The following is a 24463-nucleotide window of genomic DNA, read 5'->3' on the forward strand; positions in this document are numbered from 1 at the left end:
CCCGCCCCCCCCCCCCCCCGCCCCCCCCCCCCCCCCCCCCCCCCCCCCCCCCCCCCCCCCCCCCCCCCCCCCCCCCCCCCCCCCCCCCCCCCCCCCCCCCCCGCCCCCCCCCCGCCCCGCCCCCCCCCCCCCCCCCCCCCCCCCCGCCCCCCCCCCCCCCCGCTACCGTCACCTCGCCAATATAGCCAAACCCGTGGCCCCGCAGGGGCCGGGGCACATCTCACGCCCCCCGGGTGGCAACGGCCGGCGGCACCGCGGCGGCGCGGCGGGCCGGGCCGAACACTGCCACCTGGCCCAGCACCCACAGCAGCACCGCGCCCAGCGGCAGGTACAGCAGCGGCATGCGCGGCAGCTCGTACATGTTCATCAGCGCCAGGTTGATCGCGTACGCGGCAAGCATGCCCAGCACGATGCCCAGGGTGGCCAGCAGGAAGTTCTCGGTCTGGAAGTAGCGCAGGATCTGCCCGCGTGTCGCGCCCAGCGCACGGCGGATGCCGATCTGCTTGCTGCGCTGCTGCACCCAGAAGCTGGCCAGGCCGATGATGCCAAGTGCGGTCACCACCAGCAGGGCGATGGACACCGTCACCAGCAGGCCGACCATGGCGCGGTCGTTCTTGAAGTAGTCGTTGCGCTGGTCCTCGTAGGTCTTCTTGTCGCGCATCAGGCGATTGGCATCGTTGCGCTCCAGCGCGGCGACGGCGGCCTTGAGCACTTCATCGCGACGCTCGGGTGCGGTGCGCAGCATGTAGGTGCCGCCTTCGTCGAAGCCGCGGCGCAGCGGCATCAGCATCGACTCGTTCCAGTTGTCGTCCCAACCGGTGGGCGTGGTCAGGGTGTCGACGATGCCGACCACATGCAGCGGCTGCTTGCCCATGTAGTAGGTCTTGCCCAGCGCGCTGCCGTCCGGTTCCATCTTTGCGGCGGTGGCCTGGCTGAAGATCACCGGCAGTGCCTTGTCCGTGGAACCGGCCTTGCTGACGACGGCGTAGTCCATGTACTCGTCGGGCAGGAAGTCGCGGCCGGCGATCACGTTGATGCCCATCGTGCGGATGCCATCCTCGGACATCGTGTACATCGATGCCTCGGTGGTCGGCCGCTCCTGGTCCTGCTGGCGCTGGATGCTGCTGCTGGACGAGCCGCTGCGGAAGGGCACCTGGTTGATGATGGTGGCGCCGGTGACGCCGGGGATGGCGCGCAGCGACGCGAGGTCCTCGCGGGTACGGGCCATGCCGTTGGTCTGCTTGCCGATGCCGCTGACGCGGACCATCACCAGTTCGTTCTCGGCAAGGCCGCTGGGCATGCTGATCTTTTCCACGCGCTGGCTGACCAGGAACAGCGCATTGCAGACGATGGCGCAGGTCAGGGCGACTTCCAGCACGATCAATGCGGCAGCGGTCTTGTGCCGGCGCAGGGTGCTGAGGATGGGGCGGATGTCCATGGGAGTCCTCGTTCCGGTACTTACTGCGATTTGAGCTGGATGGCGGGAGTGACCTGCATCGCGCGCCAGGCGGGCAGGAAACCGGCCGCAAGGCTGGCAAACAGGGTCAGGCCGATGGCCAGCAGCAGCATGCTGCCGTCCAGGTGGGCCAGCTTGGCGTAGTCCACCGGCTGCTGGCGCACGGCGAACAGGCCGAGCAGGGCCACGCCGATGCCGAGCACGCCGCCGACCACACCCACCGCACCGGCTTCCACCAAGCACTGCAGGAAGATCTGGCCGCGGCTGGCACCGAGCGCGCGACGCACGCCGATCTCACCGCTGCGGCGCAGGAACTTGGCGAGCAGCAGGCCCACGGTGTTGACCAGGCACACGCCGAGGAAGCCCAGCGCCAGCCACAGCTGCAGGCGCACATCGCTGGGCACCGCACCGTTGAAGTCCAGCCACTCCATCACGTTGCGCAGGCGCACGTTCGGCGGGCGCTCGAAACGGCCGGCCTCACGCTGCTGGCTGGAGTAGTTCTCAAGGTAGCGGCGGTAGTCGTCGGCCTTGCCCGGGTCCATCTCGGCCCAGTACTGCAGCCAGGTGCAGGGCGCGTTCACCGAATAGCTGTCGCGGTCGGGGTTCTCGCCGAAGCAGTTCATGTTGCCGCTGCTGCCCAGCTTCAGGTCCATCGAGGTCGACATCGGCATCAGCAGGTCTTCATCCTTGCCGTAGCTGCCGGTGGTGAGGTCGAAGAACTGCGGTTCGGGATTCCATTCCTTCATCACGCCGACGATGCGGAAGCTCTGGCCATCCATGCGGATGTCCTTGCCCACGCTGTTGCCGCCCTGGTACAGCTTGTCGTTGAGCGCTTTGGAGATGACCACCACGCGCGCACGGCCATCGTCGTCCTGGCGCGTCCACGCACGGCCGTACTGCATGGGCACGTTGAACATGGGGAAGAAATCAGCCGAAGTCCAGCGCGTATCGATCGAAAACGGCTGCAGGGTGCTGCCATCCGGCTCGATGGTGCCGCCGCCGCCGCTCATCAGCGCCTGCCGCTCTGCCTTGGCTTCGCGCAGCAGGGCCTCGCCATCGAAGCGGGTCATCTGGCTGTTGGGCTCTTCGCCAGGCACGTAGCCGCCGCGACCCGCCGGGTCAAGCTGCACGTAGAACAGGCGATCGCTCTTGTCCGGGATCGGATCGCCGGAAAGCACATGGAAGACGGTCAGCGTGGTCATCGAGGCACCGATGCCCAGCGCGATGGCAACCACCATCAGTGCGGTCAGGACCTTGTTGCGGCGGAAGCTGCGCGCCGCCAGTCGGGCGTAGTAGGCGAACATGGTCGGGCCCTCACTCGTTGACGGCGACGATGCGGCGCGGGGTGGCCAGCACCGGCTCACGCACCAGGTCGGTCACCTGGCCATCGACGATGTGCACGTTGCGCTGCGCACGTGCGGCCAGTTCCGGGTCATGGGTGACCATGACGATGGTGGTGCCGGCGGCGTTGATCTCTTCCAGCAGTTCCATCACGCCACGCGCCATCTGTGTGTCCAGGTTGCCGGTCGGTTCGTCGGCCAGCAGCAGGCGCGGGCTGCCGGCCAGGGCGCGGGCGATGGCGGCGCGCTGTTGCTGGCCGCCGGAGAGTTCATTGGGATAGTGCTTCATGCGCGAACCCAGGCCGACCTGGCTCAGCGCTTTCTCGATGCGCTCGCGGCGTTCGCCGGCGCCCATCTTGCGGTAGCGCAGCGGTACGTCGACGTTGTCGAACAGGTTCAGGTCGGGGATCAGGTTGAAGCCTTGGAAGATGAAGCCGATCTTCTGGTTGCGCATGCGGCTGCGGGCATCGTCGCCCAGCGTGCTGACGTCCTGGCCGTCGAGCATGTAGGTGCCGCTGGTGAAGGTTTCCAGCAGGCCGGCGATGTTGAGGAAGGTGGTCTTGCCGGAACCGGACGGGCCGGTGACGGCGACGAACTCACCTTCCTTGACCTGCAGTTCCAGCGAGCGCAGTGCGTGGGTTTCCACCTGTTCGGTACGGAAAACCTTGGCGACCGAACGCATTTCAAGCATGTACATGGGGTGTCCTCTCTCCAGGATGTGTCAGTTGACGGAGACGCGTTCGGCGTCCTTGAACAGGTCGCTGCCGGAGACCACGATGCGGTCGCCCGGCTGCACACCCGACTTGATTTCCACTTCGCCCAGGCTGCTGACGCCCAGCTCCACCGGTCGGCGCACCGCGGTGCGGCCGTCCATCACGTAGGCCACGCCGTTGCCCTGTTCGACGAACGGGCCACGCTCGACCTTCATCACGTTCCTGCGCGTATCGAGCAGCACGCGCACCGACATGCGCTGGCTCTGGCGCAGGCCTTCCGGCTGCGCGGCGGCAAAGCGCACGCGGGCGTTGACCTCGCCGTTGACCACTTCCGGCGAGACCGCGCTGATCTCACCGGGGAACGGCTTGCCGTTGCCGCCGGTCAGCTGCGCAGGCATGCCGATGGCCAGGTCACGGGCGAAGCTCTCCGGCACCTTGATCTCCACCTCGAACTTGGACAGGTCGACCACGCCCAGCACCGGCGCGTTGGCCGCCAGGTTGGTGGCCTGGGTGGCCTGCACCTGGCCGACCTGGCCGTCGAACGGGGCGCGCAGGGTCAGCGCATCCACCTGGCGCTGCACTTCGGCCACCACCGCCTTCTGGCGGTCGGCCAGCAGGCGCTTGTTGCGCGCGTCGAGGTCGGCGCCCTGGCTCTGCAGTCGCGCATCGGTGGTGGCGTTGGCCAGGGTGATGTCGGCCTTCTTCAGGCTGTCCTGGGCCTTGGCGAGGTCGATCTGCGGCACCGCGCCGCCGTCGTAGCCGCGCTGGTAGCGCTGCAGGTCACGGTCGGCGGCCTGCCGTTCGATGCTGGCCTGGTCGGTTTCCTTGCGCGACTTGGCGCGGGCGAGGGTGGCGTCCAGCGCGGCGCGGCTGGCCTCCGCTTCCAGGCCGGCCAGGGTGGCCTGTTCCTGGGCCAGCTTGCTGCGCAGTTCCGGGCTGTCGATGATCGCCAGCTCCTGGCCCTTCTTGACCACGTCGCCGGCCACCACCTTCAGGTCCACCGTACCCGCGGAAATGGCGTACAGGGTCGGGCTGTTCGCGGCGATGACGCGGCCGTCGGCGGCGATGTCGCGCACCAGGTCACCGCGCTGCACTTCGGCGATGCGCACCCGGCTGCTGTCGAAGGAGCGGCTGGCATTGGACCAGGCATGCACCGCCCAGCCGAGGGCGGCCAGCAGGGCGACTGCACCCAGGGCCGGCCAGCGGTAGCGCTGCCAGGCCGCACGGGGGGCGCTGGCGGAGGGGGCGGAAACGATCTGGTCCTGGGCAGAGGTGTCGCGGATCATCGGGTGCATGCCTGGCGGTGGTGACAGGGTTAAAGCATGCTCCGTGCCAACTTTATTCCATTTGTTTTCAGTTACTTGCGTTTGGGTTGCGGGTGTCCGGGTGTCCGCGGACACCGCTGCGGACACTTTCATTAAGCGGACAGGAGGGACGGAGTGGACACCCACGCTAGAATGCGGCGACCGTCTTCAAGGAAATGCGCGACATGTGTGGAATCGTAGGAGCGATCGCTGATCGCGATGTGGTGCCGGTGCTGATCGAAGGACTGAAGCGGCTGGAGTATCGCGGCTACGATTCGTCCGGCATCGCGGTGATCGACCATGCCGAGCGTGCTGACGTGCGCCGCGTGCGCCGTACCGGTCGTGTCTCGGAAATGGCCACTGCCGCCGAGGCGGAAGGTTTCAATTCCCAGCTGGGCATCGGCCATACCCGCTGGGCCACCCATGGCGGGGTGACCGAGGCCAATGCCCACCCGCACATCAGTGCCGGCGTGGCGCTGGTGCACAACGGCATCATCGAGAACCACGAAGAGCAGCGCGAGAAGCTGCGCGCGCTGGGCTACACCTTCGAGTCGCAGACCGATACCGAAGTGATCGCCCACCTCATGCACCACCACCTGAAGGGCGGCGACAGCCTGCTGGGCGCGCTGCAGCGCACGGTGAAGGAACTGACCGGCGCCTATGCGCTGGCCGTGGTCAGCCGTGCCGAGCCGGACCATTTCGTCTGCGCGCGCATGGGCTGCCCGCTGCTGGTCGGCCTGGGCGAAGGCGAGAACTTCGTCGCCTCCGACGTCTCGGCGGTGATCTCGGCCACCCGCAAGGTGATCTTCCTGGAAGAAGGCGACACCGCCGACATCCGCCGCGATGGCGTGCAGGTGTTCGACGAGCACGACCAGCCGGTCGAGCGCGACGTGCACCTGTCCGACGTGTCGCTGGCCTCGCTGGAGCTGGGCCCGTACCGCCACTTCATGCAGAAGGAAATCCACGAGCAGCCGCGTGCGCTGGGTGACACCATTGAGGCGGCGATCGATGCCGGTGGCTTCCCGGCCGAGCTGTTCGGCAAGAATGCCGAGGCCGTGCTGGCCGGCATCGAAGGCGTGCAGATCCTGGCCTGTGGTACCAGCTACTACTCGGGCCTGACCGCGCGCTACTGGATCGAATCCATCGCCGGCCTGCCGTGCAGCGTGGAAATCGCCAGCGAGTACCGCTACCGCGCCGCGTATGCCAACCCCAGGCACCTGATCGTGACCATCTCCCAGTCCGGCGAAACGCTGGATACGATGGAAGCGCTGAAGTACGCCAAGTCGCTGGGCCACACGCACACGCTGTCGATCTGCAACGTGCCGGAGAGCGCGATTCCGCGTGCCAGCGAACTGGTCTGCTACACCCGCGCTGGTGCCGAGATCGGCGTGGCGTCGACCAAGGCCTTCACCACCCAGCTTGCCGCGCTGTTCCAGCTGACCGTGGTGCTGGGCAAGCTGCACGGCCGCGTCGATGCCGCGCAGGAAGCGGATTACCTGGAGCAGCTGCGCTTCCTGCCGGGCAGCGTGCAGCACGCGCTGAACATGGAGCCGCAGATCGCGGCGTGGGCCGAGCGCTTCGCCCGCAAGAGCAGCGCGCTGTTCCTGGGCCGTGGCCTGCATTACCCGATCGCGCTGGAAGGCGCGCTCAAGCTCAAGGAAATCTCCTACATCCACGCCGAGGCCTACCCGGCCGGTGAGCTCAAGCACGGGCCGCTGGCGCTGGTGGACGAGGACATGCCGGTGGTGGTGATCGCGCCCAACGACAGCCTGCTGGAAAAAGTGAAGTCGAACATGCAGGAAGTGCGCGCCCGCGGTGGCGAGCTGTTCGTGTTTGCCGACCAGGACAGCAACTTCAACGAGTCCGAAGGCGTGCATGTCATCCGCACCCCGCGCCACGCCGGCGTGCTCAGCCCGATCGTGCACACCATTCCGGTGCAGTTGCTGGCGTACCACACCGCGCTGGCGCGCGGCACCGACGTGGACAAGCCGCGCAACCTGGCCAAGAGCGTTACGGTGGAGTAAGGCCGTTCGGGCCAATGGTCGCCGGGGACGGCCCGGCGCTACCAGGACACCGTAAACATCGGTAGCGCCGGGCCATGCCCGGCGGGAGCGGTGCGCTGGCGACGCTCCCTTCTCCTCGCGCCTGCCCGGCCCGGCACATCGCGGCACTTGATCGGTCTGACTGAAGGCACTAGCCTGAAGCCAACACACCCGCCACGCCTCTGACGCGCACCGTCGCGACACGCTCAAATTGGCGGGTTTTTTTATGCCCGCTGTTGGGTTTGTCAGAGTGACCCGATACGTAAAGCCGCCTCTTTCTGTGAGCCGCCTGGCGCGTGTGCAAGGCTTCGGCGCCGACACCGGATGGGATACGCATCCGTTGTGGCGCCCATGACGGACCGGGGGTAGCGCCGGGCCATGCCCGGCGGAATGCCCTCAGGCCGCATGCACCTGCACGTCCACATATTCGGACAACCCGCGGCAGGCCAGTAGCAGGCCTTCGCGCACGTCGTTGCCGACCTGCTGCGCTTCGTCGCCATCCACGCGGACGCGCTCGCTGGCATGCAGCAGTTCCAGCAGCACGGTCAGTCCGGCGTTTGCCCGGTTGATGCGCGCCAGCGCCATGCACTGCCCCGCGCTGCGCCCGTTGCGCTGCAGAGGCTGGCCATCGGCGGCTTCCACCTGGCGGATGCGCCGCAGGCTACCCAGCAGGGTGATGCCATCATCGGTCTGCTGGGCGGCAAGGGTGGTTTCCAGCGGCTGGGCGAGCTCATCGGGCAGCGCGTTGGCGGCCTCACCCAGGGTGGCGAACAGATACGGGTATCGCGTGGTGCTCATGGCGGCTTCCTCATGCATGCGGCAAAGGAACCACCCCGCTTAACGGCGAGGGTGGCGGACGGTGCGTGGTTGCAATACCGGTGAACAACCTGGCGAAAAGCCGGCGGGCACGAGGCCCCCACGCACCGCCCGCCATAGGTGCGCGGGCAGAATGCCTGCCGACGCCACCCATAGAGGATGGCGCCGACAGACAAGCGTAACTGCTAGGTAGTTCAAACGGGATTGCAAGCCCGTGCCACCCGTTTTCGGTGGCGGTCCATGTTTCGCATGGATGGCCTTGGCCGCCAATGAGAAAAGTTGGAAAGTTCGAAAGTGTTGTAACCAGGCGATTTGTTGCAGGCAGAGGGTGTGGCGAGCCGATTGCGACGCTCCCTGCCGACATGGCACCATCTGCGCACGCTGCTGCACGCATCACGGAGGAGGGCGCCGACAGACACGCGTGACCGCCGCCCGTGCCACCACAGTGCGCGGGTGTCCACGGCGGCGAGCCCTTCCTGCTCTCGACCAGGTCAGCAACTTCATAAGATCAAGAGGCGTGCGTGTAACCCGCTCCTCGCATTGATGCGGACAGAAACTGCTCAGCCGGGCCAAGGGCATGCCAGTGGAACAAGGAATGGCCGAGCGTGGCAGGGCAAAGGCGCTGTAGCCTTCGCTTGTCTTCGCTGCTCGGTTCTACCTGCGCTTGTGGGCACGTTGCTCAGGGGAGCTGGGGTCCTTCAGTTCGCTGTACCCAACGTGTTGGCCGACGTGGAAGGGATCATCTGCGGATCTCGAAGATCCGCGTCTCCGTCATCTTGATGTGGCAATCAATGACATCAACGCGGTCCAGCGTGTCTTCTGTATCATCTGATTCGAGGTTGATCGTTCCGCATTGATCTGTCTTTGACGTTATCCAGTCGCGTTGTGTAGCAAGTCCAGTTGCCTGCAGGTCTTTGGGAAGTATCCGCCAAAGCTTGTTCAGCTCCCCATCTCTGGCGTGATAGCGCTTCAGTGCATCCTGCAGTATCAGGTGGCGGCCGTTGACGGCGAGTGTCGTGATGATGTGCAGCGACCATGGGCCATTGAAATCGGACTGATGGACCTTGATGGATCCTCCGTCAATTTCGCGGGCATTGAACGAGAATTCCTCAAAATAAACTGAGCTGTCGCCAAAACGTCCCTTTCCGTTGTCGAGAACGCGCATCTTTTGATATTGATTTCTCTTCATAACGTCCGAAACCTGGGCGGGGATTTCAATCTTGAGCAATGCCCGGCAACGCAGAGTTCTCTGCCTGGTCCCATCTCTGGAATCACTCGCGGCAACGGTCTCGACCTGTTCCAGCGTGATTGGAGTGGAGCCAAGCTGGTCGGAGTATGCAGCGAGAGGCTTGTTGTCGAGTTTGGATGGTGGATATATGTAGTCGCTGTACGTGTATCCGCTGGCGGTGCGACGAATGCTCTCGATTGCGGCTGTCAGGACATCTTCGCGATTGCACCTCAGTTCTTTGGGATTGCCATCTTTTCCTGTGCATCCGGAAGTGAGCGTTGAGCTTGCGATGGCGGTCAGAAGCAGTAGTTGACGGGTATTCATGGTCTAGGTGCTGATCTTCATAATTTGGAGTTTTCGGCGCATTGGCACATGCATCGAAGGACTGTGCGGAGGCCGAGATCGCCTGTGCTGCCGGGGCTCTCGTCGAATCAACGCTCGTTTGAACTTCGGTCCTTTGGCAAGGGGAATTGCGCGCGCAGATTGCGAGGAGGGCGCCAACACCGGCCGAGGTGCTGTGCCGTAGCTTGTAGTGAAGCTCGGGAGCTGACGGGGCAGATGCTGCTGGCGTTGGATGGAAAAAGGGAGAAGGCGTCGTGGGGGTGTTGAAAGCGACAGAATGCGCAGTCATCTTCTCGCTCGCCTGAGTGACTCAGTATCGAGGCGCAGTCGCTTCGGAAACCTTGGTGAGGCGGGTCATGCCCTGTCAGACTGAGCAAGAAAAGGCGACGACCGCCACCTTTTTTCATTCCAACATGGCACCATCTGCGCACGCCGCTGCCCGCATCACGGAGGATGCATGCGCCACCTCTCGCATTTCGATCTGCTTGCCAACCTGCGCAATGGCCGCAGTGTCGAGCAGTTGCTGTCTGGGCGACGGGAGGGCGATGTCGAGGTGATCCGCTTTCTGGGCATCGACCGGGACCGGGATGGCCGCTGGACTGTGCGGCTGTATGAGGTGGCCGACGTGGGGACGCCGGACTATCTGGATCTGTACAGCTTCCCGGACGTGTCGGAGGATCCGGAGGATCTGCCGAGCGCGACCTTTTCAAGCGTCGAGCCCGCGCTTGAGTACGCGTGCAGCGCGCTGGGCGCGGACCTGCAGCGCTTCGTGAATCAGGGCGTGGCCGAATCGGAGTACATCGACGCCTACCACCTGCAGTGGTGAGGCTGACCAGGTTTCATTCCGCGTGCATGGCACGCATAACAGGGGGCTGTAGATGAGCAAGTGGCACGTGGTTGCAATGGCGGCGGCGATCAGCCTGCTGTCCGGGTGTGCGAGTGTTCCGATGTCGGACAAGGGCCAGGTAGACGTGGCCAAGAGCTTCCCGGTTCCGGAGGAGGGCAAGGCGGGCGTGTACGTGTACCGCAACTCCTTCGTCGGCCAGGCGCTGAAGAAGGATCTGCGCATCGATGGCGAGTGCCTGGGTGAGACGGCCAACAAGGTGTTCTTCTACACCCTGGTGCCGGGCAACCAGGAGCACGTGATCTCCACCGAATCGGAGTTCTCGCCCAACGACGTCAAGCTGTACACCGAAGCGGGGCGCAACTACTTCATCCAGCAGTCGATCAAGATGGGCGTGTTCGTCGGTGGTGCCAAGCTGACGGTGATGCCTGAGGCCGAGGGCCGCCGCGAGGTGGCGCAGCTGAGCCTGGCCCAGCGCGGGCGTTGTTCGAAGTGAGGTAGGCGAGCCATTTCGAGGTGGCGATGGCGGATGGGCCATCGCCACCGGACCGCGTACCCTGCTGTCTCCGTAGCGGCATCAAGGATCGATTCCGTATGAACACCCTCTGGCACCGCGCGACCCTGCTGTTGCTGCTGGCCTGCGCCACACCCGCGCTGGCACAGACCGCACGCAAGCCCTCGGCGTATGAGCATCGCCCTGACGCGGCACAGCAACCGGCCGAAGGGCCGGACTATCTTCCGCGCATCGACAGCCGCGCACAGTTCATGCAGATGGCCCGCGTCTACAACGCCGGCACGGCGCTGGAAATGCCGCATCTGATCTTCGTCATCGACCGGCGCGAGAACGGGCGCATCTACTACGTCAACACGCGCCGCCACGGTCTGCACGAGCAGTTCGTGCGCCAGCAGCGGCTGCTGCGCTCGATGGACAAGGCCACGTTGAACGCGCAGTACCGTGACCCGCAGCGACGCTTCCTGTTCGGCACGGTGGCCTGGCAGCGGGATCTGCCGGGATACACCTATGAATTCTGGGAAGGCGACCAGCTGACCGCGCCGCTGTTGCGCGAGGCCGATGCAGTGCTGCGCGCCTCGTTCGCCGATCCCATCCGCTTCAAGACCAATTCCACCGCGCATGAGCAGCTGGCGGGCGAGATGAAGCTGGCCTACGTCAGCCAGGAGGCCCTGCTGCGTGAGCAGCGCTTCCTGCCGCTGAACACCGGGCAGGCGGAGGGGCGCCTGCGCATCGTCCGCACGGAGGCGCAGCTGGCCACGCTGTCGCCGCGCGATATCCCGGTGGTGGATGAGGTGCCGATCGCGCTGGCGCCAGTCGCCGGGCTGGTGACGCAGCGGCCGTCGACCCTGCTGTCGCACGTCAACCTGCTGGCCAAGGGCTGGGGCATTCCCAACGTCTACGTGCGCGATGCGCAGGACGCGCTGCGCCAGTACGACGGGCGCTGGGTGGCGCTGGAGGTGACTGGCAGCGACTACCGGGTGACCCCGCTGGCGCGGCCGGCACGCACGCCCTCTGCCACTGCCGCACGCCCTGTGCAGCGCAGCCTGCCGCGCCCGGACCTCGCCGTGGTGGCGCTGAAGCCGCTGCAGGCGCTGCGTGCGCGTGACAGCACGTACTGCGGGGTGAAGGCGGCCAACCTCGGCACGCTGCGGGCGGTGCTGCCACCGGCAGCACGGGTGCCCGATGGCTTCTGCATTCCGTTCTCGCAGTACCAGGCCATGCAGCAGCGGCTGCAGGTGCCGCAACGTCTGCGCGAACTGCAGCAGCGGCCGGGGTTCAACAGCGATCCGGCGGTGCGCCGTGATGCACTGGCGTCGCTACGCGCGCAGATCGAGAACGCGCCCGCCGATGCCGCCTTCGTGCGTACGCTGGAACGCCAGTGGCGCGACCAGTTGAAGGGCGCGCCGGTGTTCGTGCGCAGCTCGTCCAACGCCGAGGATCTGCCGGGTTTCAGCGGGGCTGGGCTGTACACCACGGTGCCCAACGTGACCCGCATGGAGGCGGTCGCCAAAGCGGTGCAGACGGTCTGGGCGTCGGTCTACAACTTCGAGGCCTACGAAGCGCGCACGGCGGCGGGACTGCCACAGGATGCGGTGGCGATGGCCGTGCTGGTGCAGGTGGCCGCGCCATCGGACAGCTCCGGGGTGATGATCACCCGCGATCCCTTCGATGCCGCACGCCGCCACGTCACCTACATCTCGGCCAAGCGTGGGCTGGGCATCCGCGTGGTGGAAGGCAAGCGTCAGGCCGAGCAGGTGATGTACTCGTCCTGGTCGAAGGCAGTCCAGGTGCTGAGCCGTTCGGCCGAAGACACCCAACTGGTGGCGCGTGCGGGTGGCGGTGTGCGCGAGGTGCCGATCACCGGTTCGCGGCAGGTGCTGACCGATGCACTGATCGCACGGTTGGCGCGCATCGGTAGCCGTACCCGGCAGGCACTGGGCGGTGCCGACCAGGACATCGAATGGGCCGTGGTCGGCGATGAGGTACTGATCCTGCAGTCGCGCCCGTATGTGGAAGGTAGCGCGCGCTAGCCCTGCCGGGACAGGGCTGCCGCACCCTCCACGGGTCGCTTACGGTTCCTGGTAGTCGCGCTCGTCGTAGGCGCCATGGACCAGGCAGGTCAGCTGTGCCGATCCATCCTGGGCGATCGACAGCACCCCCATGCTGGTATCGCGCTCGGGCTTCCTGCCCAGCTTGGAGGCGTTGCGCACCGCCGCGGCATTGGCCGAGAGCTTGCTGGTGTAGCTGGCCCCCAGATCACCGTCGGGATCGATGTAGACCGAGAACGAGCGGACCTGCAGCCCGAACACGGTGAACGGCACCGGCGGCTTGATCGGTTCGTCGGTGCCATCCAGGTTGACCGACAGGCCTGCCAGGGCCTTGGCTGCGGCATCCGGGTCCGCGCGGCATTCCAGTGCAGCCTGCAGCGTGGGTGCCAGCTTCTGCCACTGCGCTGCGTCGATGGTCGTTGCGGCATGCGCCGTGGGTGCGGCCAGCAGGGCGGCGAGAATCGGGGCGAACATACGGGTGGGGGTCAACGTCATGGCAGTCATTCCTTTGCGTGGGGGCGGGAATTTTACGCAAAGGCGTGTGGATGAACAGGGCGATATTGCGGCGCAGCATCGAAAGCGTACAATCCGCTTCGGCCAGTCGGCTGCTGTAACCCGCCTCCCGCCGTACCCCCCTGCAACGCACAGTGCCGGGGCATTCCGGGGACGACGCTACGGACCAGCGTACTCCCCAGGACCCACGCGTCCGCATGACCTGCCTGTCCCGCTGTCGGGGCCGGGGCATCGCTGCGCGTGCCTTTCAACCGATCACCTTTTGTTGTCGTCGCCCCCATGTACGGCTTCCGCGCCCTGCGCGCCTCCGCGTTACCCCATCTTCCGACCCTCATCGGCGCCAGCGCCGTGCTGCTGTGGAGCCCGACCCTGGGCATGCTGCGCACGATCAGCGAGATCTTCGGTGCCGTTGGTGGCGCCGCACTGATTTTCACTGCCGCCGCCGTGTTCTCGGCGCTCATCCTGGGCGTGGCGCGACCCTCGCAGCTGCCGCGACGCTACCTGCTGATCGGCGGTGCGTTGTTCATCGGCACCGAGATCTCGCTGTCGCTGTCCATCGGCCTGGCCCACCACCGTGGGCAGGCGCTGGAACTGGTGATGATCAACTACCTGTGGCCGTGCCTGACGGTGCTGCTGACCGTGCTCACCCGCATGCAGCGCGGCAACTGGCTGCTGCTGCCGGCCACCGTGCTGTGCCTGCTGGGCGTGGTGCTGGTCATCACCGGCGAAGGCGCGTGGTCGCCGGCAATGCTGCTGGCCAACCTGCGCAGCAACCCGCTGGCCTATGCCTTGGCGCTGGGCGCCTCCTGCATGTGGGCCACCTACTCGCTGGTGACCAAGCGCATCGGCGGTTCGCGCAACGCGGTGCCGTTGTTCATGATCGCCACCGCCGCGGTGCTGTGGCTGAAGTACGCGCTGGGCGATGCGCCGCCGCTGCACCTGCACTGGGGCGGGCTGGCCCAGGTGGCCGTGTTCGGCCTGCTCACCGCCACCGCCTATTCGTGCTGGAACCATGGGCTGCAGCACGGCAACGTCACCTCGATGGCGATCTTCTCCTACTTCGCCCCGGTGCTGTCGGTGCTGTGGAGCAGCGTGTGGCTGTCGCTGCACCCGGGCATGGGCTTCGTGCAGGGCGTGGCCTGCGTGACTGCAGGCTCGCTGCTGTGCTGGTGGTCGACCCGCGCGCGGCCGTTGCCGGCCCCGGTGCCGCCGCCGGCCGCACACACGGCCTGAGCCTCCGCCTGGCGGCTTGCCGGGCGGGGCTCGACTTCCCTTTGCGGGCAGTCATTTGCGGGTGCCTGCCGCTGTCTTGCTGCACCGCATGATGTGTCAGTTCAATGACGCTGCTACGTTTCGTGTCCCCCGGTGTCATCTCTTGATAGACACCCTCGACCGCCAGTAGCAGTGATTGCAAGGGATTTTCATGACGCACAGGCTGAATCGCAAAAAGACACCGGTTACCTTTGCCGCCAGCGCGCTGGCCAGTGCGGTGTTGCTGGCCCTGGCCGCCCCGGCTGCCGCCCAGGAGGCCACTGCGGCCAACCCCACCGAACTGGATGCGGTGACGGTGACCGGCTACCGCGCCAGCGTGGAAAAGGCGCTGGACATCAAGCGCTCGGAAAAGGGCATGGTCGATGCGATCGTCGCCGAGGACATCGCCAATTTCCCCGATCTCAACCTGGCCGAATCGCTGCAGCGCATCCCCGGCGTGACCATCACCCGCGATGCCGGCGAAGGCCGCAACATTTCCGTGCGTGGCCTCGGCCCGGACTTCACCCGCGTGCGCATCAACGGCCTTGAGGCGCTGACCACCGTCGGTGGTTCCGACCAGTCCGGCGGCACCAACCGCAGCCGTGGCTTCGACTTCAACGTGTTCGCCTCGGACCTGTTCTCGCAGCTGATCGTGCGCAAGACCGCCTCGGCCGACGTGGAAGAGGGCTCGCTGGGCGCCACCGTGGACCTGCGCACCGCCCGTCCGTTCGACTACGACGGCTTCACCTTCGCGGCCAGCGGGCAGGGCAGCTTCAATGATCTTTCCGAGAAGGCCAGCCCGCGTGCGGCTGCGCTGATCGCCGATACCTGGGCCGACGGGCGCTTCGGTGGCCTGCTGTCGGTGGCCTATTCCGAACGCAAGGTGCGCGAGGAGGGCAGCAACACCGGCCGCTGGTACAGCGCCAGCAGCAACGGTGGCTTCAGCCCCAGCTCGCCGTTCACCGCCGGCCTGGCCGATGGCGTGTGGCACCCGTATTTCCCGCGCTACACGCTGCTGGAACACGACCAGAAGCGCCTGGGCGTGACCGCGGCGCTGCAGTGGAAGCCGAGCGACAACACCGAGTTCGCGCTGGACGCGCTGTACTCGAAGATCGATACCGTGCGCAGCGAAAAGTACATCGAGGCGATCTCGTTCGCCTACACCGCGCAGAAGAACAACATGGTGCTGCGCGACGGCTACATCGATCCCACCTCCAACGCGCTGACCTACGCCGTGTTCGATGGGGCCGGCGTGCGTTCGGAACAGCGCCGCGATGAGTGGAGCACCGAGTTCAAGCAGGTGTCGTTGAGCGGCGAGCACCGCTTCAGCGATGCATTCAAGGTAAATCTGCTGGTCGGCCACTCCAAGTCCGAGCACGCCAATCCGGTGCAGACCACGCTGATCATGGACAAGGCCAATGTGTCCGGCTACAGCTATGACTTCCGCAACAGCGTCACCCACCCGGTCTTCAACTACGGCATCGACCCCACCGACGCCAATGGCTGGACCCTGGCCGAAGTGCGCCTGCGCCCGCAGTACGCCAGCAACAGCTTCGACAACGGCGCGCTGGATTTCACCTGGAACTTCGGCCCGGCGTTCACCCTGCGGGGCGGCCTGCTCGCCAAGGACTACACGTTCGACACCAGCGAGTATCGCCGGCAGAGCGAAACCGTGGTGCCGGCCTTCGCCGATGGCAGCTACACCGTGCCGGCGGCATTGGTGGACATCGCCCGCCTGGGCGGCGTGGCCGGTTCGCCCGATGCCTGGGCCGTACCCGACCTGGCCGCGTTGTCGCAGCTGCTGGGCATCTACAGCGGGCAGGGCATCTACCAGCTGTACGAACGCAACGCGACCCGCCGCAGCGTGGAAGAACGTGACCGCGGCGCGTGGCTGATGGGCGAGTTCGGCTTCGATGTTGGCAGCGTGCCGGTGTCGGGCAATGTGGGCGTGCGCCGGGTCAAGACCACCCAGTCCTCCACCGGTTATTCCACGGTGGATGGCGCGATGGTGCTGACCCATGTATCGCGTGACTACACCGATACGCTGCCGTCGTTGAACCTGGTGGCCGAGCTGGCGCCGGACCTGATGTTGCGCTTCGGTGCAGCCAAGGTGATGGCGCGCCCGGGCCTGTCCTCGCTGACCCCGGGCACGACGCTGAGCCTGTCCAGCGGCCACCGCTTCGTCAACGGCGGCAACCCGAACCTGGACCCGATCCGTGCACGCACGCTGGACCTGGGCGTGGAGTGGTACTTCCAGGAAGGTGGCCTGCTCGGCCTGGCGCTGTTCCACAAGGACATCGAAAGCTTCGTGCAGGGCACCAGCACGGTCATGCCGTTCACTGCCAGTGGCCTGCCGGCCAGCCTGCTCGACGGCACCGGCGTGTCGCCGAACGAGGATTTCACCTTCACCCGTCCGTTGAACACGCCCGGTGGCGACCTCAAGGGTGCCGAGTTCAATTACGTGCAGCCCTTCAGCTTCCTGCCGGGGCGCTGGAGCAACCTGGGCCTGCAGCTGAACTATACCTGGGTCGATTCGCAGATCCAGTACCTGACCTCCACCGGTGCGGCCTCGCTGAAGACCGACCTGACCGGGCTGTCGAAGAACTCGTACAACAGCACGCTGTTCTACGAAGGCGAGCAGCTGGGCGCGCGCGTGTCCTACACCCATCGTGATGGCTACTACACCCAGGTGCCGGCCAGCGTGGCCGGCTTCAGCTTCCACGGCATGGATGCGGTGGACACGGTGGACGCCTCGATCAGCTGGAAGATCGACGACCATCTGGAAATCAGCCTGGAAGGCATCAACCTGACCAATGAAACCAGCAACGAGTGGGTGGGTACCTCGGCGTGGAAACTGCCGCTGACCTATACCCAGACCGGCCGCGAATTCCTGCTCGGCCTGCGCTACAAGTTCTGATCGTTGCCCCTGGATCGCGGCCGGCTCGCAACGCCGGCCGCACTTCGTCCCTCTTGCCCGCAGGACGCCGCATGCCGCAGCTACGCCGATTCTCCCTCCCCCTGGCCGGCCTGCTGGTGCTGGCTGCACTGCCCGCCGCCGCGCGCGACTGGGTGGTGGCCGCCGATGGCAGCGGTGACTACCGCAGCGTGCAGGCGGCTATCGATGCGGTGCCCGATGGCAACCGCACGCGCCAGGTCATCGTGCTGCGCGAAGGGCTGTACCGCGGCGTGGTGAAGGTGCCGAAGGAAAAGACCCGGGTGACCTTGCGCGGCGCCGGCGCTGGCGCGTCCATCCTCAGCTGGAACAACTACGCCGACCTGGTCGACCCGGCCACCGGCAAGGCGATGCGCACCAGTGGCTCGGCCACGGTGTACGTGTATGGCGATGAGTTCATCGCCGAAGACCTGACCATCGAGAATACCGCCGGCAACGTCGGACAGGCACTGGCGCTGTATGCCGCACCGCCGCGCGGCGGCTTCCGCAACGTGCGCCTGCTTGGCAACCAGGACACGCTGTACACGCACGAAGGCAGCGTGCTGCACTTCAAGGACTGCTACATCGAAGGCACGGTGGACTTCATCTTCGGTGCGGCCATCGCGCTGTTCGATGACTGCACCGTCGTGTCCAAGGGCACGCTGGGCTGGGTCACCGCGGCATCCACGCCGGAAGGGCAGCGCTTCGGTTACGTGTTCCGTCGCGCGCTGTTGCGCGGCGAAGGCGTGGGCACCGCCTATCTGGGCCGGCCGTGGCGGCCGTTCGCGCGCACGGTATTCCTGCAGTCCAACCTGGGCCCGCACATCGTGCAGGCCGGCTGGCACAACTGGGACAAGCCCGATGCCGAACGTACCACTTACTATGGCGAGTTCGGCAGCGTCGGTGCCGGTGCCTCACCGGAAGAACGCGTGGCGTGGTCCCATCACCTGTCCGGTGACGAGGCCGCGCTGTACACCACCGAGGCGGTGCTCGGCAGCTGGCGACCGTTCCCCTGACTTTGCACGGTCGGGCGGTTGCGCGTGCGTCGGCCGCGCGGGTGCGAACTTGAGCGGCTTGAAAAGGCTGTATTCAGCGCCGGTTTTGCCGCAGGTGCGATTCTCGGAATCGTCGACAGGTTCCACGACGAAGCGTCCCATCGGTGCCGGTAGTGGCCGCGCGGGGCAGTCGTAGAATCGAATCGTCCGAGGCCCCTGCGGGTTTTCCTTCACCGGCCTCGTTCGCGTTGCAGCACCGTGCCAGCCCAGGCAGTCCCGTGCCGGCACCGTGCGCCAGACGTGCGCTGAAAGGTCTGTTCCCGGGGAGGGGGCGATTCGGAAGAGCACACTTTTTGACTTCAGTGACCTGCACCAGGAAACAAGAATGAACGTCCGCGAACTCCTGCAATCCAAGAAAGAAGCTGTCATCACCATCGATTCGGAAGACACCATCGGTGCCGCCGCCCACAAGATGAGCGCGAATAAAATCGCTGCCCTGGTGGTGCTCAAGGACGGTGTGCCGGTCGGCATCATTTCCGAGAAGGACATCGTGCGCAGCCTGGCCGACGACGGCCCGCAGGCCGGCCGCCGGGTGATCTCCACCGTGCCGACCACCGGCCTGGAAGGTATCGCGCCGGAGGCCACCCTGAAGCAGGCCATGTCGCTGATGACGTACTCGCGTCGCCGCCACCTGATGGTCACCGATGGCAACACGCTGGTCGGCATCCTCAGCCTGGGCGATATCGTGAAGAACCTGCTGGGCGAGCTGGAGCTGGAAAAGGCTGTGCTGCAGGACATCTACATGGCCGCCCACTGAGGCGACCGTGCAGGACGGACGAAGCCGGGCATTGCCCGGCTTCTTCGTTGATGGCGCCGGGTCACGCCCGACTCATTCGTTGGTAGCGCCGGGCCATGCCTGGCGAGCGCGCAGCGCAGCAGTCAGAAGCTGACCGTCACCGAGTCGGCGCTGTAGGTCGCCGGGCCGTGGTAGACCGCTTCGATGTTGTTACCATCCGGGTCGAGCACGAAGGCGCCGTAGTAGCCCGGGTGGTAGGGCCGCTCGCCCGGCGCGCCGTTGTCGGTGCCACCCGCCGCCAGTGCAGCAGCGTGGAAGGCATCAACCGTGGCCGCATCACGCGCCTGGAATGCCAGGTGATGGCGTCCGGTCAGCTGGCCGGCGGCGGCTTCGCTGCTGGCGGTGGAAATGAACAGTTCGTCGGCCCAGAAATAATCCGGGCCTTCGCCGGCGATGGGGATGGCTATGGCATCGAACACAGCCTGGTAGAAGCGGCGGCTGGCGGCCAGGTCACGCACCACCAGCTGCACGTGGTCGATCAGGCGCCCGCGATGCAGTTCCATCGTTTCCATGCGTACCTCCTCAGAAGGGGACCGCTCTGGTAGCGCCGGGCCATGCCCGGCGAGCGCCTGGTGCGGCCGGTCAGGCGTTGGCGATGATCTCGACCCAGTAACCGTCCGGGTCCTTGATGAAAGCAATGTTCTTCATGCGGCCATCGGTCAGGCGCTTCTGGAACGGCACGCCGAGGTCTTCGAAGCGCTGGCAGGCCGATTCCAGTTCCGGCACCGACACGCAGATGTGGCCGAAGCCGCGCGGGTCGCTGTTGCCGTCGTGGTAGACCGGGCCATCCTGGATCTCGGTGCCGTGGTTGTGGGTCAGTTCCAGCACGCCCGGCAGGCCGGCCATCCACACGCGGCGGGTGGCATCGTCTTCCGGCACGGCCACGCCGGCCGGCACGTAGGCGAGGAAGTACAGGCTGAACTGGGCTTCGGCGAAATCACGCTTGTCGATCAGCTGGTAACCGAGCACGCGGGTGTAGAAGTCCAGCGAGGCGGTGATGTCCTTGACCCGCAGCATGGTGTGGTTGAACACGAAGCCGTGGGTTTCGGCCGGGGCCTGGGCAGCCACGCCGGGAATATCGCGCAGGGCGGGAAGGGTCATGGGGGAAGGTCCTTCAGACAGGGCCGTGATGGCCGGATGGGGTCATTCTACCGGCCGCCACCTGACGGCACTGCGACGTACAATGGACGGATCGCACCGTTCCGTCCTGACAACGATTGCCCGCCATGTCGCAGCGTGAATGGGTGGCCGCCGCCATCCGCAAGATCGAAGCCGATTTCAACCGTTCCGCCGATACCCACCTGATCCCGCTGGCACTGCCCGGGTTCGAGGGCATCGACGTGTACCTCAAGGATGAATCGAGCCATCCCACCGGCAGCCTCAAGCACCGCCTGGCGCGCTCGCTGTTCCTGTATGCGCTGGCCAATGGCTGGCTGCGCGAGGGGCGGCCGGTGATCGAGGCGTCCAGCGGCTCGACCGCGGTGTCCGAAGCCTACTTCGCGCGCCTGCTCGGCCTGCCGTTCATCGCGGTGATGCCGGCCACGACCTCGCCGGAAAAGATCGCCGCGATCGAATTCCACGGCGGCCGCTGCCACCTGGTCGAGCGCGCCTGCGACCTCAACTGCGATTCGGAACGGCTGGCCCGCGAGACCGGCGGCCATTTCATGGACCAGTTCACCTACGCCGAACGGGCCACCGACTGGCGCGCCAACAACAACATCGCCGAATCCATCTTCAAGCAGATGGCCGAGGAGCCCAGCCCGATCCCCGAGTGGATCGTGTGCAGCCCCGGCACCGGCGGCACCGCGGCCACCCTCGGCCGCTATGTCAGCTACCGCCGGCATGACACCCGCATTCTCTGCGCGGACCCGGAAGTCTCGGTGTTCTTCGAGGGTTACCGGGCGGCCGTGGCAGGCGAGCTGGACTGGCGCGGGCTGACCTGCAGCGGCGGTTCGCGGGTGGAAGGCATCGGCCGGCCGCGGGTGGAATCGAGCTTCATCCCGACCAGCGTCGATGCGATGGTGAAGGTGCCCGACGCACTCAGCCTGGCGGCGATGCGCCACGTCAGCCGCCAGATCGGGCGTCGCGTCGGCGGGTCCACCGGCACCAACTTCATCGGCGTGCTGCAGGCCGCGCAGTGGATGCGCGAGGCTGGGCACCAGGGCAGCATCGTCAGCATCCTGTGCGATGCCGGCGAGCGCTATGCGCACAGTTACTACGACCCGGCGTGGTACGGCCGCCAGGGCATCGACGTGGACGGCGCCGACGTGCAGCTGGCCGCGGCCGTGGCCGGGCAGGGCCTGCCCGCATTGCCGTGGTGCAGCCTGGAAGCGTTGTAAGGCAGGCGGATGCGCGTCATCTGTGGAGAGCCGACCGGTAGAGTCGACTGTCAGTCGACTGCTCTCCGTTCAGATCGCGAAAATCCCGCGTTGCACGCGAATAGTCGACCAACGGTCAACTCTACCGATCATCATTCGCTCTCCGCGCGCCCGCCGCGCTCAATACCCCGCATCCATGAACGCATCGAGCAGGATGTCACGCAGGGCATCGGGCAGCGCCTCGATGTCCATCGCGCGGTCATCCAGGTGCAGGTGCGGGTCCAGCACGCTGGCGCGGCCCTGGGCCAGCGCCGTCAGCCACAGCAGCACGCAGATCACGAACTCACGCTCGTGGCCCGGCTGCAGTCGGCTGGCACCGCGTTCGATCACTTCGAACGGGTACCACTCCTGCGTCTCGCTGAGCCGGCCTCCCTGGCGTTGCAGAGCCTTCAGCTGGGCCAGGTGGCGCGGTGCATCGTCGCCCGCATCGCACAGCGCGGCGATCCAGGACAGCTCGTCCGTGGTGGCGGTCAGCGCCAGTGAACAGGCCGATGACGCGGTGGTGCTTGGAGCCAGACCTTCCATGTGGGGCTTCCTCGTGACGTACCGCTGCGGTCTCCCCCGCAGTGCCAGCTTCGGCGCGGACCCGTAAGGCCGACGTGAATGCCGGGATTCCGTGGAAAGCTCCATCCACCCATGGCGTGGATCTACTGGGGATACCCCTTGTCTGGCGGTGCGGCCAGCGCCATATGGACAGGGATGCCCGCCTGCCGGGCCCGTTTCCTGGAGATCTGCCGTGACCGTTGCCAACCCCCTGCTCGATGCTTCCGGCCTGCCGCCCTTCGAGGCGATCCGCCCCGAGCACGTGGCGCCGGCGCTGGATGTGCTGCTGGCCGACGCCGAAGCAGCCGTCAAAACGGCCGAGCAGGTGCAGCCGGTGCGCTGGGAGACCTTCGTGACGCCGCTGGACGATGCCACCGAACGCCTGTGGCGCGCCTGGGGCCTGGTCGGCCACCTGCAGGGCGTGGTCAACACCCCCGAGCTGCGCGAGGCCTACAACAGCAACCTGCCGCGGGTGACCCGCTTCGCCAGCGCGCTGGGCCAGAACCTGGCGCTGTACCGCCAGTACCAGGCGCTGGCCGCCAGCCCGGAAGCGGCCAGCTTCGACGAGGCCCGCCGCAAGGTGCTGGACAACACGCTGCGTGATTTCCGCCTGGGCGGTGCCGAACTCGACGCCGACGCCCAGCAGCGTTTCGCCGCGATCAAGGAAGAGCTGTCGGCACTGTCGGCGAAGTTCTCGCAGAACGTGCTCGACGCCACTGATGCCTGGTCGCTGATCGTGGAAGACGAAGCGCGCCTGGCCGGCGTGCCGGACGACGTCAAGGCCGCCGCCCGCGCCGCCGCTGAAAAGGACGGCAAGCCCGGCTGGAAACTGACCCTGCAGATGCCGTGCTACCTGCCGGTGCAGACCTGGGGTGAAGACCGCGACCTGCGCGAGATCCTGTACCGCGCCAGCGCGCAGCGTGCATCCGAATTCGGCGATGAAGCGCTGGACAACGGCGGCAACATCGACCGCATCCTCGCCCTGCGCGCCGAACTGGCCGCGCTGCTGGGCTTTGCCTCCTACGCCGATTATTCGGTGGCCACCAAGATGGCGCAGGACCCGGCCGAAGTGCTGGCCTTCCTGCGTGACCTCGCGGCGCGTGCCAAGCCGTTCGCCGGCAAGGACCGCGCCGAGCTGGAACACTTCGCTCGTGAACAACTGGGCATCGACAGCCTGCAGGCCTGGGACCTGGCGTTCGCCGCCGACCGCCTGAAGCAGGCGCGCTACAGCTATTCCGAGCAGGAAGTGAAGCAGTACTTCACCGAGCCGAAGGTGCTCGGCGGCCTGTTCTCGGTGATCGAGCAGCTGTATGGCCTGCATGTGCAGGAAGACAGCGCGCCGGTGTGGCACGAGGACGTGCGCTTCTTCCGCCTGGTCGATGCGCAGGGCGCGCTGGTGGGCCAGTTCTACCTCGACCTGTACGCGCGCGAAGGCAAGCGCGGTGGCGCGTGGATGGATGATTGCCGCAACCGCCGCGAGCGTGCCGATGGCAGTGTGCAGACGCCGCTGGTCTACCTGGTGTGCAACTTCGGCCGCGGCGCCAACGGCAAGCCGGCCACCTTCAGCCACAACGAAGTGACCACGCTGTTCCATGAAATGGGCCACGGCCTGCACCAGCTGCTGACCCGCATCGGCGAACTCGGCGTGGCCGGCATCAACGGCGTGGAGTGGGATGCGGTGGAGCTGCCCAGCCAGTTCATGGAGAACTTCTGCTGGGAATGGGACCACCTGCAGGGCATGACCGCGCACGTGGACACGGGCGAGCCGCTGCCGCGCGCGCTGTACGAGCGCATGCTGGCGGCGCGCAATTTCCACAGCGGGATGGCCACCGTGCGCCAGCTGGAATTCGGCCTGTTCGACATGCTGATCCACAGCCAGTTCGAACCGGCGCAGGACAGCGTGCTGGCGCTGCTGGACCGCGTGCGCAGCGAAGTGGCGGTGAACCATCCGCCGGCCTGGAATCGCTTCCCGCACCAGTTCAGCCACATCTTCGCCGGCGGCTACGCGGCCGGTTACTACAGCTACAAGTGGGGCGAGGTGCTCAGCGCCGATGCCTATGCGGCGTTCGAGGAAGCCCCGCAGGCGCTGGCTGAAACCGGTGCGCGCTTCCGCGATGAGATCCTCTCGCGCGGCGGCAGCCGTCCGGCGGCGGAGAACTTCAAGGCGTTCCGCGGCCGCGCGCCGCAGATCGACGCGTTGCTGCGCCATTCGGGCATGGCGTAACCGCAAAAAACGTGGTGCATACCGGTAGCGCCGGGCCCGTACCGGCGAGCCCGCAGCGCCGCCCGGGAGAACCAGACTCCGGGCCTGTCACGGCGCCCCCGCCCACCCGTGGTTCGGGGAGTCT

Annotated in this window: 20 protein-coding genes; 10 read left to right on the forward strand and 10 right to left on the reverse strand. The window is 66.5% G+C overall.

The window, feature by feature from the left end:
* Positions 1-220 precede the first annotated feature (220 nt).
* Genes AC1VXD_RS17410 through AC1VXD_RS17425 form a run of 4 tightly spaced genes read right to left on the reverse strand, consistent with a single transcriptional unit; the run spans position 221 to position 4795 of the window.
* Positions 221-1438, reverse strand: a complete 1218-nt coding sequence (locus tag AC1VXD_RS17410) for an ABC transporter permease (protein ID WP_482993087.1) — start codon at positions 1436-1438, stop codon at positions 221-223.
* A gap of 20 nt (positions 1439-1458) precedes the next feature.
* Positions 1459-2760, reverse strand: coding sequence for an ABC transporter permease (locus tag AC1VXD_RS17415; protein ID WP_482993088.1), 1302 nt, complete (start codon positions 2758-2760; stop codon positions 1459-1461).
* Positions 2761-2770: 10 nt separating this feature from the next.
* Positions 2771-3493 (reverse strand): ABC transporter ATP-binding protein, encoded by a 723-nt coding sequence (locus tag AC1VXD_RS17420; RefSeq protein WP_200753074.1) that lies wholly within the window; start codon positions 3491-3493, stop codon positions 2771-2773.
* A gap of 24 nt (positions 3494-3517) precedes the next feature.
* A complete protein-coding gene (locus AC1VXD_RS17425) occupies positions 3518-4795 on the reverse strand; it encodes an efflux RND transporter periplasmic adaptor subunit (protein WP_482993089.1) in 1278 nt (425 codons plus the stop codon).
* Positions 4796-4998: 203 nt separating this feature from the next.
* Here AC1VXD_RS17425 and glmS point away from each other — a divergent pair, with 203 nt between their 5' ends.
* Complete coding sequence (gene glmS, locus AC1VXD_RS17430) at positions 4999-6837, forward strand: glutamine--fructose-6-phosphate transaminase (isomerizing) (RefSeq protein ID WP_482993090.1); 1839 nt, start codon at positions 4999-5001, stop codon at positions 6835-6837.
* A 414-nt stretch (positions 6838-7251) separates the two neighbouring features.
* Here the strand turns inward: glmS and AC1VXD_RS17435 are convergent, their stop codons facing one another.
* Both AC1VXD_RS17435 and AC1VXD_RS17440 read right to left on the reverse strand, forming a co-directional pair.
* Complete coding sequence (locus tag AC1VXD_RS17435; RefSeq protein WP_482993091.1) at positions 7252-7653, reverse strand: hypothetical protein; 402 nt, start codon at positions 7651-7653, stop codon at positions 7252-7254.
* 757 nt (positions 7654-8410) lie between these two features.
* Positions 8411-9223 carry a lysozyme inhibitor LprI family protein gene (locus tag AC1VXD_RS17440; protein ID WP_482993092.1) on the reverse strand — a complete coding sequence of 271 codons (813 nt, stop codon included), beginning with the start codon at positions 9221-9223 and terminating at the stop codon, positions 8411-8413.
* Positions 9224-9698: 475 nt separating this feature from the next.
* Here AC1VXD_RS17440 and AC1VXD_RS17445 point away from each other — a divergent pair, with 475 nt between their 5' ends.
* The 3 genes from AC1VXD_RS17445 (at position 9699) to AC1VXD_RS17455 (ending at position 12629) form a co-directional block, all read left to right on the forward strand.
* Positions 9699-10067 (forward strand): hypothetical protein, encoded by a 369-nt coding sequence (locus AC1VXD_RS17445; RefSeq protein WP_482993093.1) that lies wholly within the window; start codon positions 9699-9701, stop codon positions 10065-10067.
* A 52-nt stretch (positions 10068-10119) separates the two neighbouring features.
* Positions 10120-10581, forward strand: a complete 462-nt coding sequence (locus tag AC1VXD_RS17450) for a DUF2846 domain-containing protein (RefSeq protein ID WP_204324091.1) — start codon at positions 10120-10122, stop codon at positions 10579-10581.
* A gap of 98 nt (positions 10582-10679) precedes the next feature.
* Positions 10680-12629 carry a PEP/pyruvate-binding domain-containing protein gene (locus AC1VXD_RS17455; protein ID WP_482993094.1) on the forward strand — a complete coding sequence of 650 codons (1950 nt, stop codon included), beginning with the start codon at positions 10680-10682 and terminating at the stop codon, positions 12627-12629.
* A 39-nt stretch (positions 12630-12668) separates the two neighbouring features.
* On the opposite strand, the gene AC1VXD_RS17460 is transcribed toward AC1VXD_RS17455, so the two are convergent.
* On the reverse strand, positions 12669-13142 hold the full coding sequence (locus AC1VXD_RS17460; protein WP_482993095.1) for a hypothetical protein: 474 nt from the start codon (positions 13140-13142) through the stop codon (positions 12669-12671).
* Positions 13143-13439: 297 nt separating this feature from the next.
* Here AC1VXD_RS17460 and yddG point away from each other — a divergent pair, with 297 nt between their 5' ends.
* The 4 genes from yddG (at position 13440) to AC1VXD_RS17480 (ending at position 19155) form a co-directional block, all read left to right on the forward strand.
* On the forward strand, positions 13440-14393 hold the full coding sequence (gene yddG, locus AC1VXD_RS17465) for an aromatic amino acid DMT transporter YddG (RefSeq protein WP_482993096.1): 954 nt from the start codon (positions 13440-13442) through the stop codon (positions 14391-14393).
* Between the two features lie 190 nt (positions 14394-14583).
* Positions 14584-17328 carry a TonB-dependent receptor gene (locus tag AC1VXD_RS17470; protein WP_482993097.1) on the forward strand — a complete coding sequence of 915 codons (2745 nt, stop codon included), beginning with the start codon at positions 14584-14586 and terminating at the stop codon, positions 17326-17328.
* Between the two features lie 71 nt (positions 17329-17399).
* Positions 17400-18359, forward strand: coding sequence for a pectinesterase family protein (locus tag AC1VXD_RS17475; RefSeq protein WP_482993098.1), 960 nt, complete (start codon positions 17400-17402; stop codon positions 18357-18359).
* Positions 18360-18723: 364 nt separating this feature from the next.
* Positions 18724-19155 carry a CBS domain-containing protein gene (locus AC1VXD_RS17480; RefSeq protein WP_482993099.1) on the forward strand — a complete coding sequence of 144 codons (432 nt, stop codon included), beginning with the start codon at positions 18724-18726 and terminating at the stop codon, positions 19153-19155.
* A gap of 122 nt (positions 19156-19277) precedes the next feature.
* Here the strand turns inward: AC1VXD_RS17480 and AC1VXD_RS17485 are convergent, their stop codons facing one another.
* Together AC1VXD_RS17485 and gloA are read right to left on the reverse strand one after the other, a co-directional pair.
* Complete coding sequence (locus tag AC1VXD_RS17485; RefSeq protein ID WP_482993100.1) at positions 19278-19706, reverse strand: VOC family protein; 429 nt, start codon at positions 19704-19706, stop codon at positions 19278-19280.
* 70 nt (positions 19707-19776) lie between these two features.
* Positions 19777-20295 (reverse strand): lactoylglutathione lyase, encoded by a 519-nt coding sequence (gene gloA, locus AC1VXD_RS17490; RefSeq protein WP_482993101.1) that lies wholly within the window; start codon positions 20293-20295, stop codon positions 19777-19779.
* 125 nt (positions 20296-20420) lie between these two features.
* Between gloA and AC1VXD_RS17495 the strand changes: the two genes are divergently transcribed.
* Positions 20421-21533 (forward strand): PLP-dependent cysteine synthase family protein, encoded by a 1113-nt coding sequence (locus tag AC1VXD_RS17495; RefSeq protein WP_482993102.1) that lies wholly within the window; start codon positions 20421-20423, stop codon positions 21531-21533.
* A 159-nt stretch (positions 21534-21692) separates the two neighbouring features.
* Here AC1VXD_RS17495 and AC1VXD_RS17500 read toward each other — a convergent pair whose 3' ends face one another.
* A complete protein-coding gene (locus AC1VXD_RS17500; RefSeq protein ID WP_482993103.1) occupies positions 21693-22097 on the reverse strand; it encodes a hypothetical protein in 405 nt (134 codons plus the stop codon).
* A 211-nt stretch (positions 22098-22308) separates the two neighbouring features.
* Between AC1VXD_RS17500 and AC1VXD_RS17505 the strand changes: the two genes are divergently transcribed.
* Positions 22309-24339, forward strand: coding sequence for a M3 family metallopeptidase (locus AC1VXD_RS17505; RefSeq protein ID WP_482993104.1), 2031 nt, complete (start codon positions 22309-22311; stop codon positions 24337-24339).
* The last annotated feature ends 124 nt before the right edge of the window (positions 24340-24463 follow it).

It is taken from the genome of Stenotrophomonas sp. STEN054 (assembly GCF_056854535.1).

Excerpts from the sequence above, each read along its gene's own strand:
- AC1VXD_RS17410 (WP_482993087.1), bottom strand. The coding sequence starts at position 1,438 with ATGGACATCCGCCCCATCCTCAGCACCCTGCGCCGGCACAAGACCGCT.
- AC1VXD_RS17415 (WP_482993088.1), bottom strand. The coding sequence starts at position 2,760 with ATGTTCGCCTACTACGCCCGACTGGCGGCGCGCAGCTTCCGCCGCAAC.
- AC1VXD_RS17420 (WP_200753074.1), bottom strand. The coding sequence starts at position 3,493 with ATGTACATGCTTGAAATGCGTTCGGTCGCCAAGGTTTTCCGTACCGAA.
- AC1VXD_RS17425 (WP_482993089.1), bottom strand. The coding sequence starts at position 4,795 with ATGATCCGCGACACCTCTGCCCAGGACCAGATCGTTTCCGCCCCCTCC.
- glmS (WP_482993090.1), top strand. The coding sequence starts at position 4,999 with ATGTGTGGAATCGTAGGAGCGATCGCTGATCGCGATGTGGTGCCGGTG.
- AC1VXD_RS17435 (WP_482993091.1), bottom strand. The coding sequence starts at position 7,653 with ATGAGCACCACGCGATACCCGTATCTGTTCGCCACCCTGGGTGAGGCC.
- AC1VXD_RS17440 (WP_482993092.1), bottom strand. The coding sequence starts at position 9,223 with ATGAATACCCGTCAACTACTGCTTCTGACCGCCATCGCAAGCTCAACG.
- AC1VXD_RS17445 (WP_482993093.1), top strand. The coding sequence starts at position 9,699 with ATGCGCCACCTCTCGCATTTCGATCTGCTTGCCAACCTGCGCAATGGC.
- AC1VXD_RS17450 (WP_204324091.1), top strand. The coding sequence starts at position 10,120 with ATGAGCAAGTGGCACGTGGTTGCAATGGCGGCGGCGATCAGCCTGCTG.
- AC1VXD_RS17455 (WP_482993094.1), top strand. The coding sequence starts at position 10,680 with ATGAACACCCTCTGGCACCGCGCGACCCTGCTGTTGCTGCTGGCCTGC.
- AC1VXD_RS17460 (WP_482993095.1), bottom strand. The coding sequence starts at position 13,142 with ATGACGTTGACCCCCACCCGTATGTTCGCCCCGATTCTCGCCGCCCTG.
- yddG (WP_482993096.1), top strand. The coding sequence starts at position 13,440 with ATGTACGGCTTCCGCGCCCTGCGCGCCTCCGCGTTACCCCATCTTCCG.
- AC1VXD_RS17470 (WP_482993097.1), top strand. The coding sequence starts at position 14,584 with ATGACGCACAGGCTGAATCGCAAAAAGACACCGGTTACCTTTGCCGCC.
- AC1VXD_RS17475 (WP_482993098.1), top strand. The coding sequence starts at position 17,400 with ATGCCGCAGCTACGCCGATTCTCCCTCCCCCTGGCCGGCCTGCTGGTG.
- AC1VXD_RS17480 (WP_482993099.1), top strand. The coding sequence starts at position 18,724 with ATGAACGTCCGCGAACTCCTGCAATCCAAGAAAGAAGCTGTCATCACC.
- AC1VXD_RS17485 (WP_482993100.1), bottom strand. The coding sequence starts at position 19,706 with ATGGAAACGATGGAACTGCATCGCGGGCGCCTGATCGACCACGTGCAG.
- gloA (WP_482993101.1), bottom strand. The coding sequence starts at position 20,295 with ATGACCCTTCCCGCCCTGCGCGATATTCCCGGCGTGGCTGCCCAGGCC.
- AC1VXD_RS17495 (WP_482993102.1), top strand. The coding sequence starts at position 20,421 with ATGTCGCAGCGTGAATGGGTGGCCGCCGCCATCCGCAAGATCGAAGCC.
- AC1VXD_RS17500 (WP_482993103.1), bottom strand. The coding sequence starts at position 22,097 with ATGGAAGGTCTGGCTCCAAGCACCACCGCGTCATCGGCCTGTTCACTG.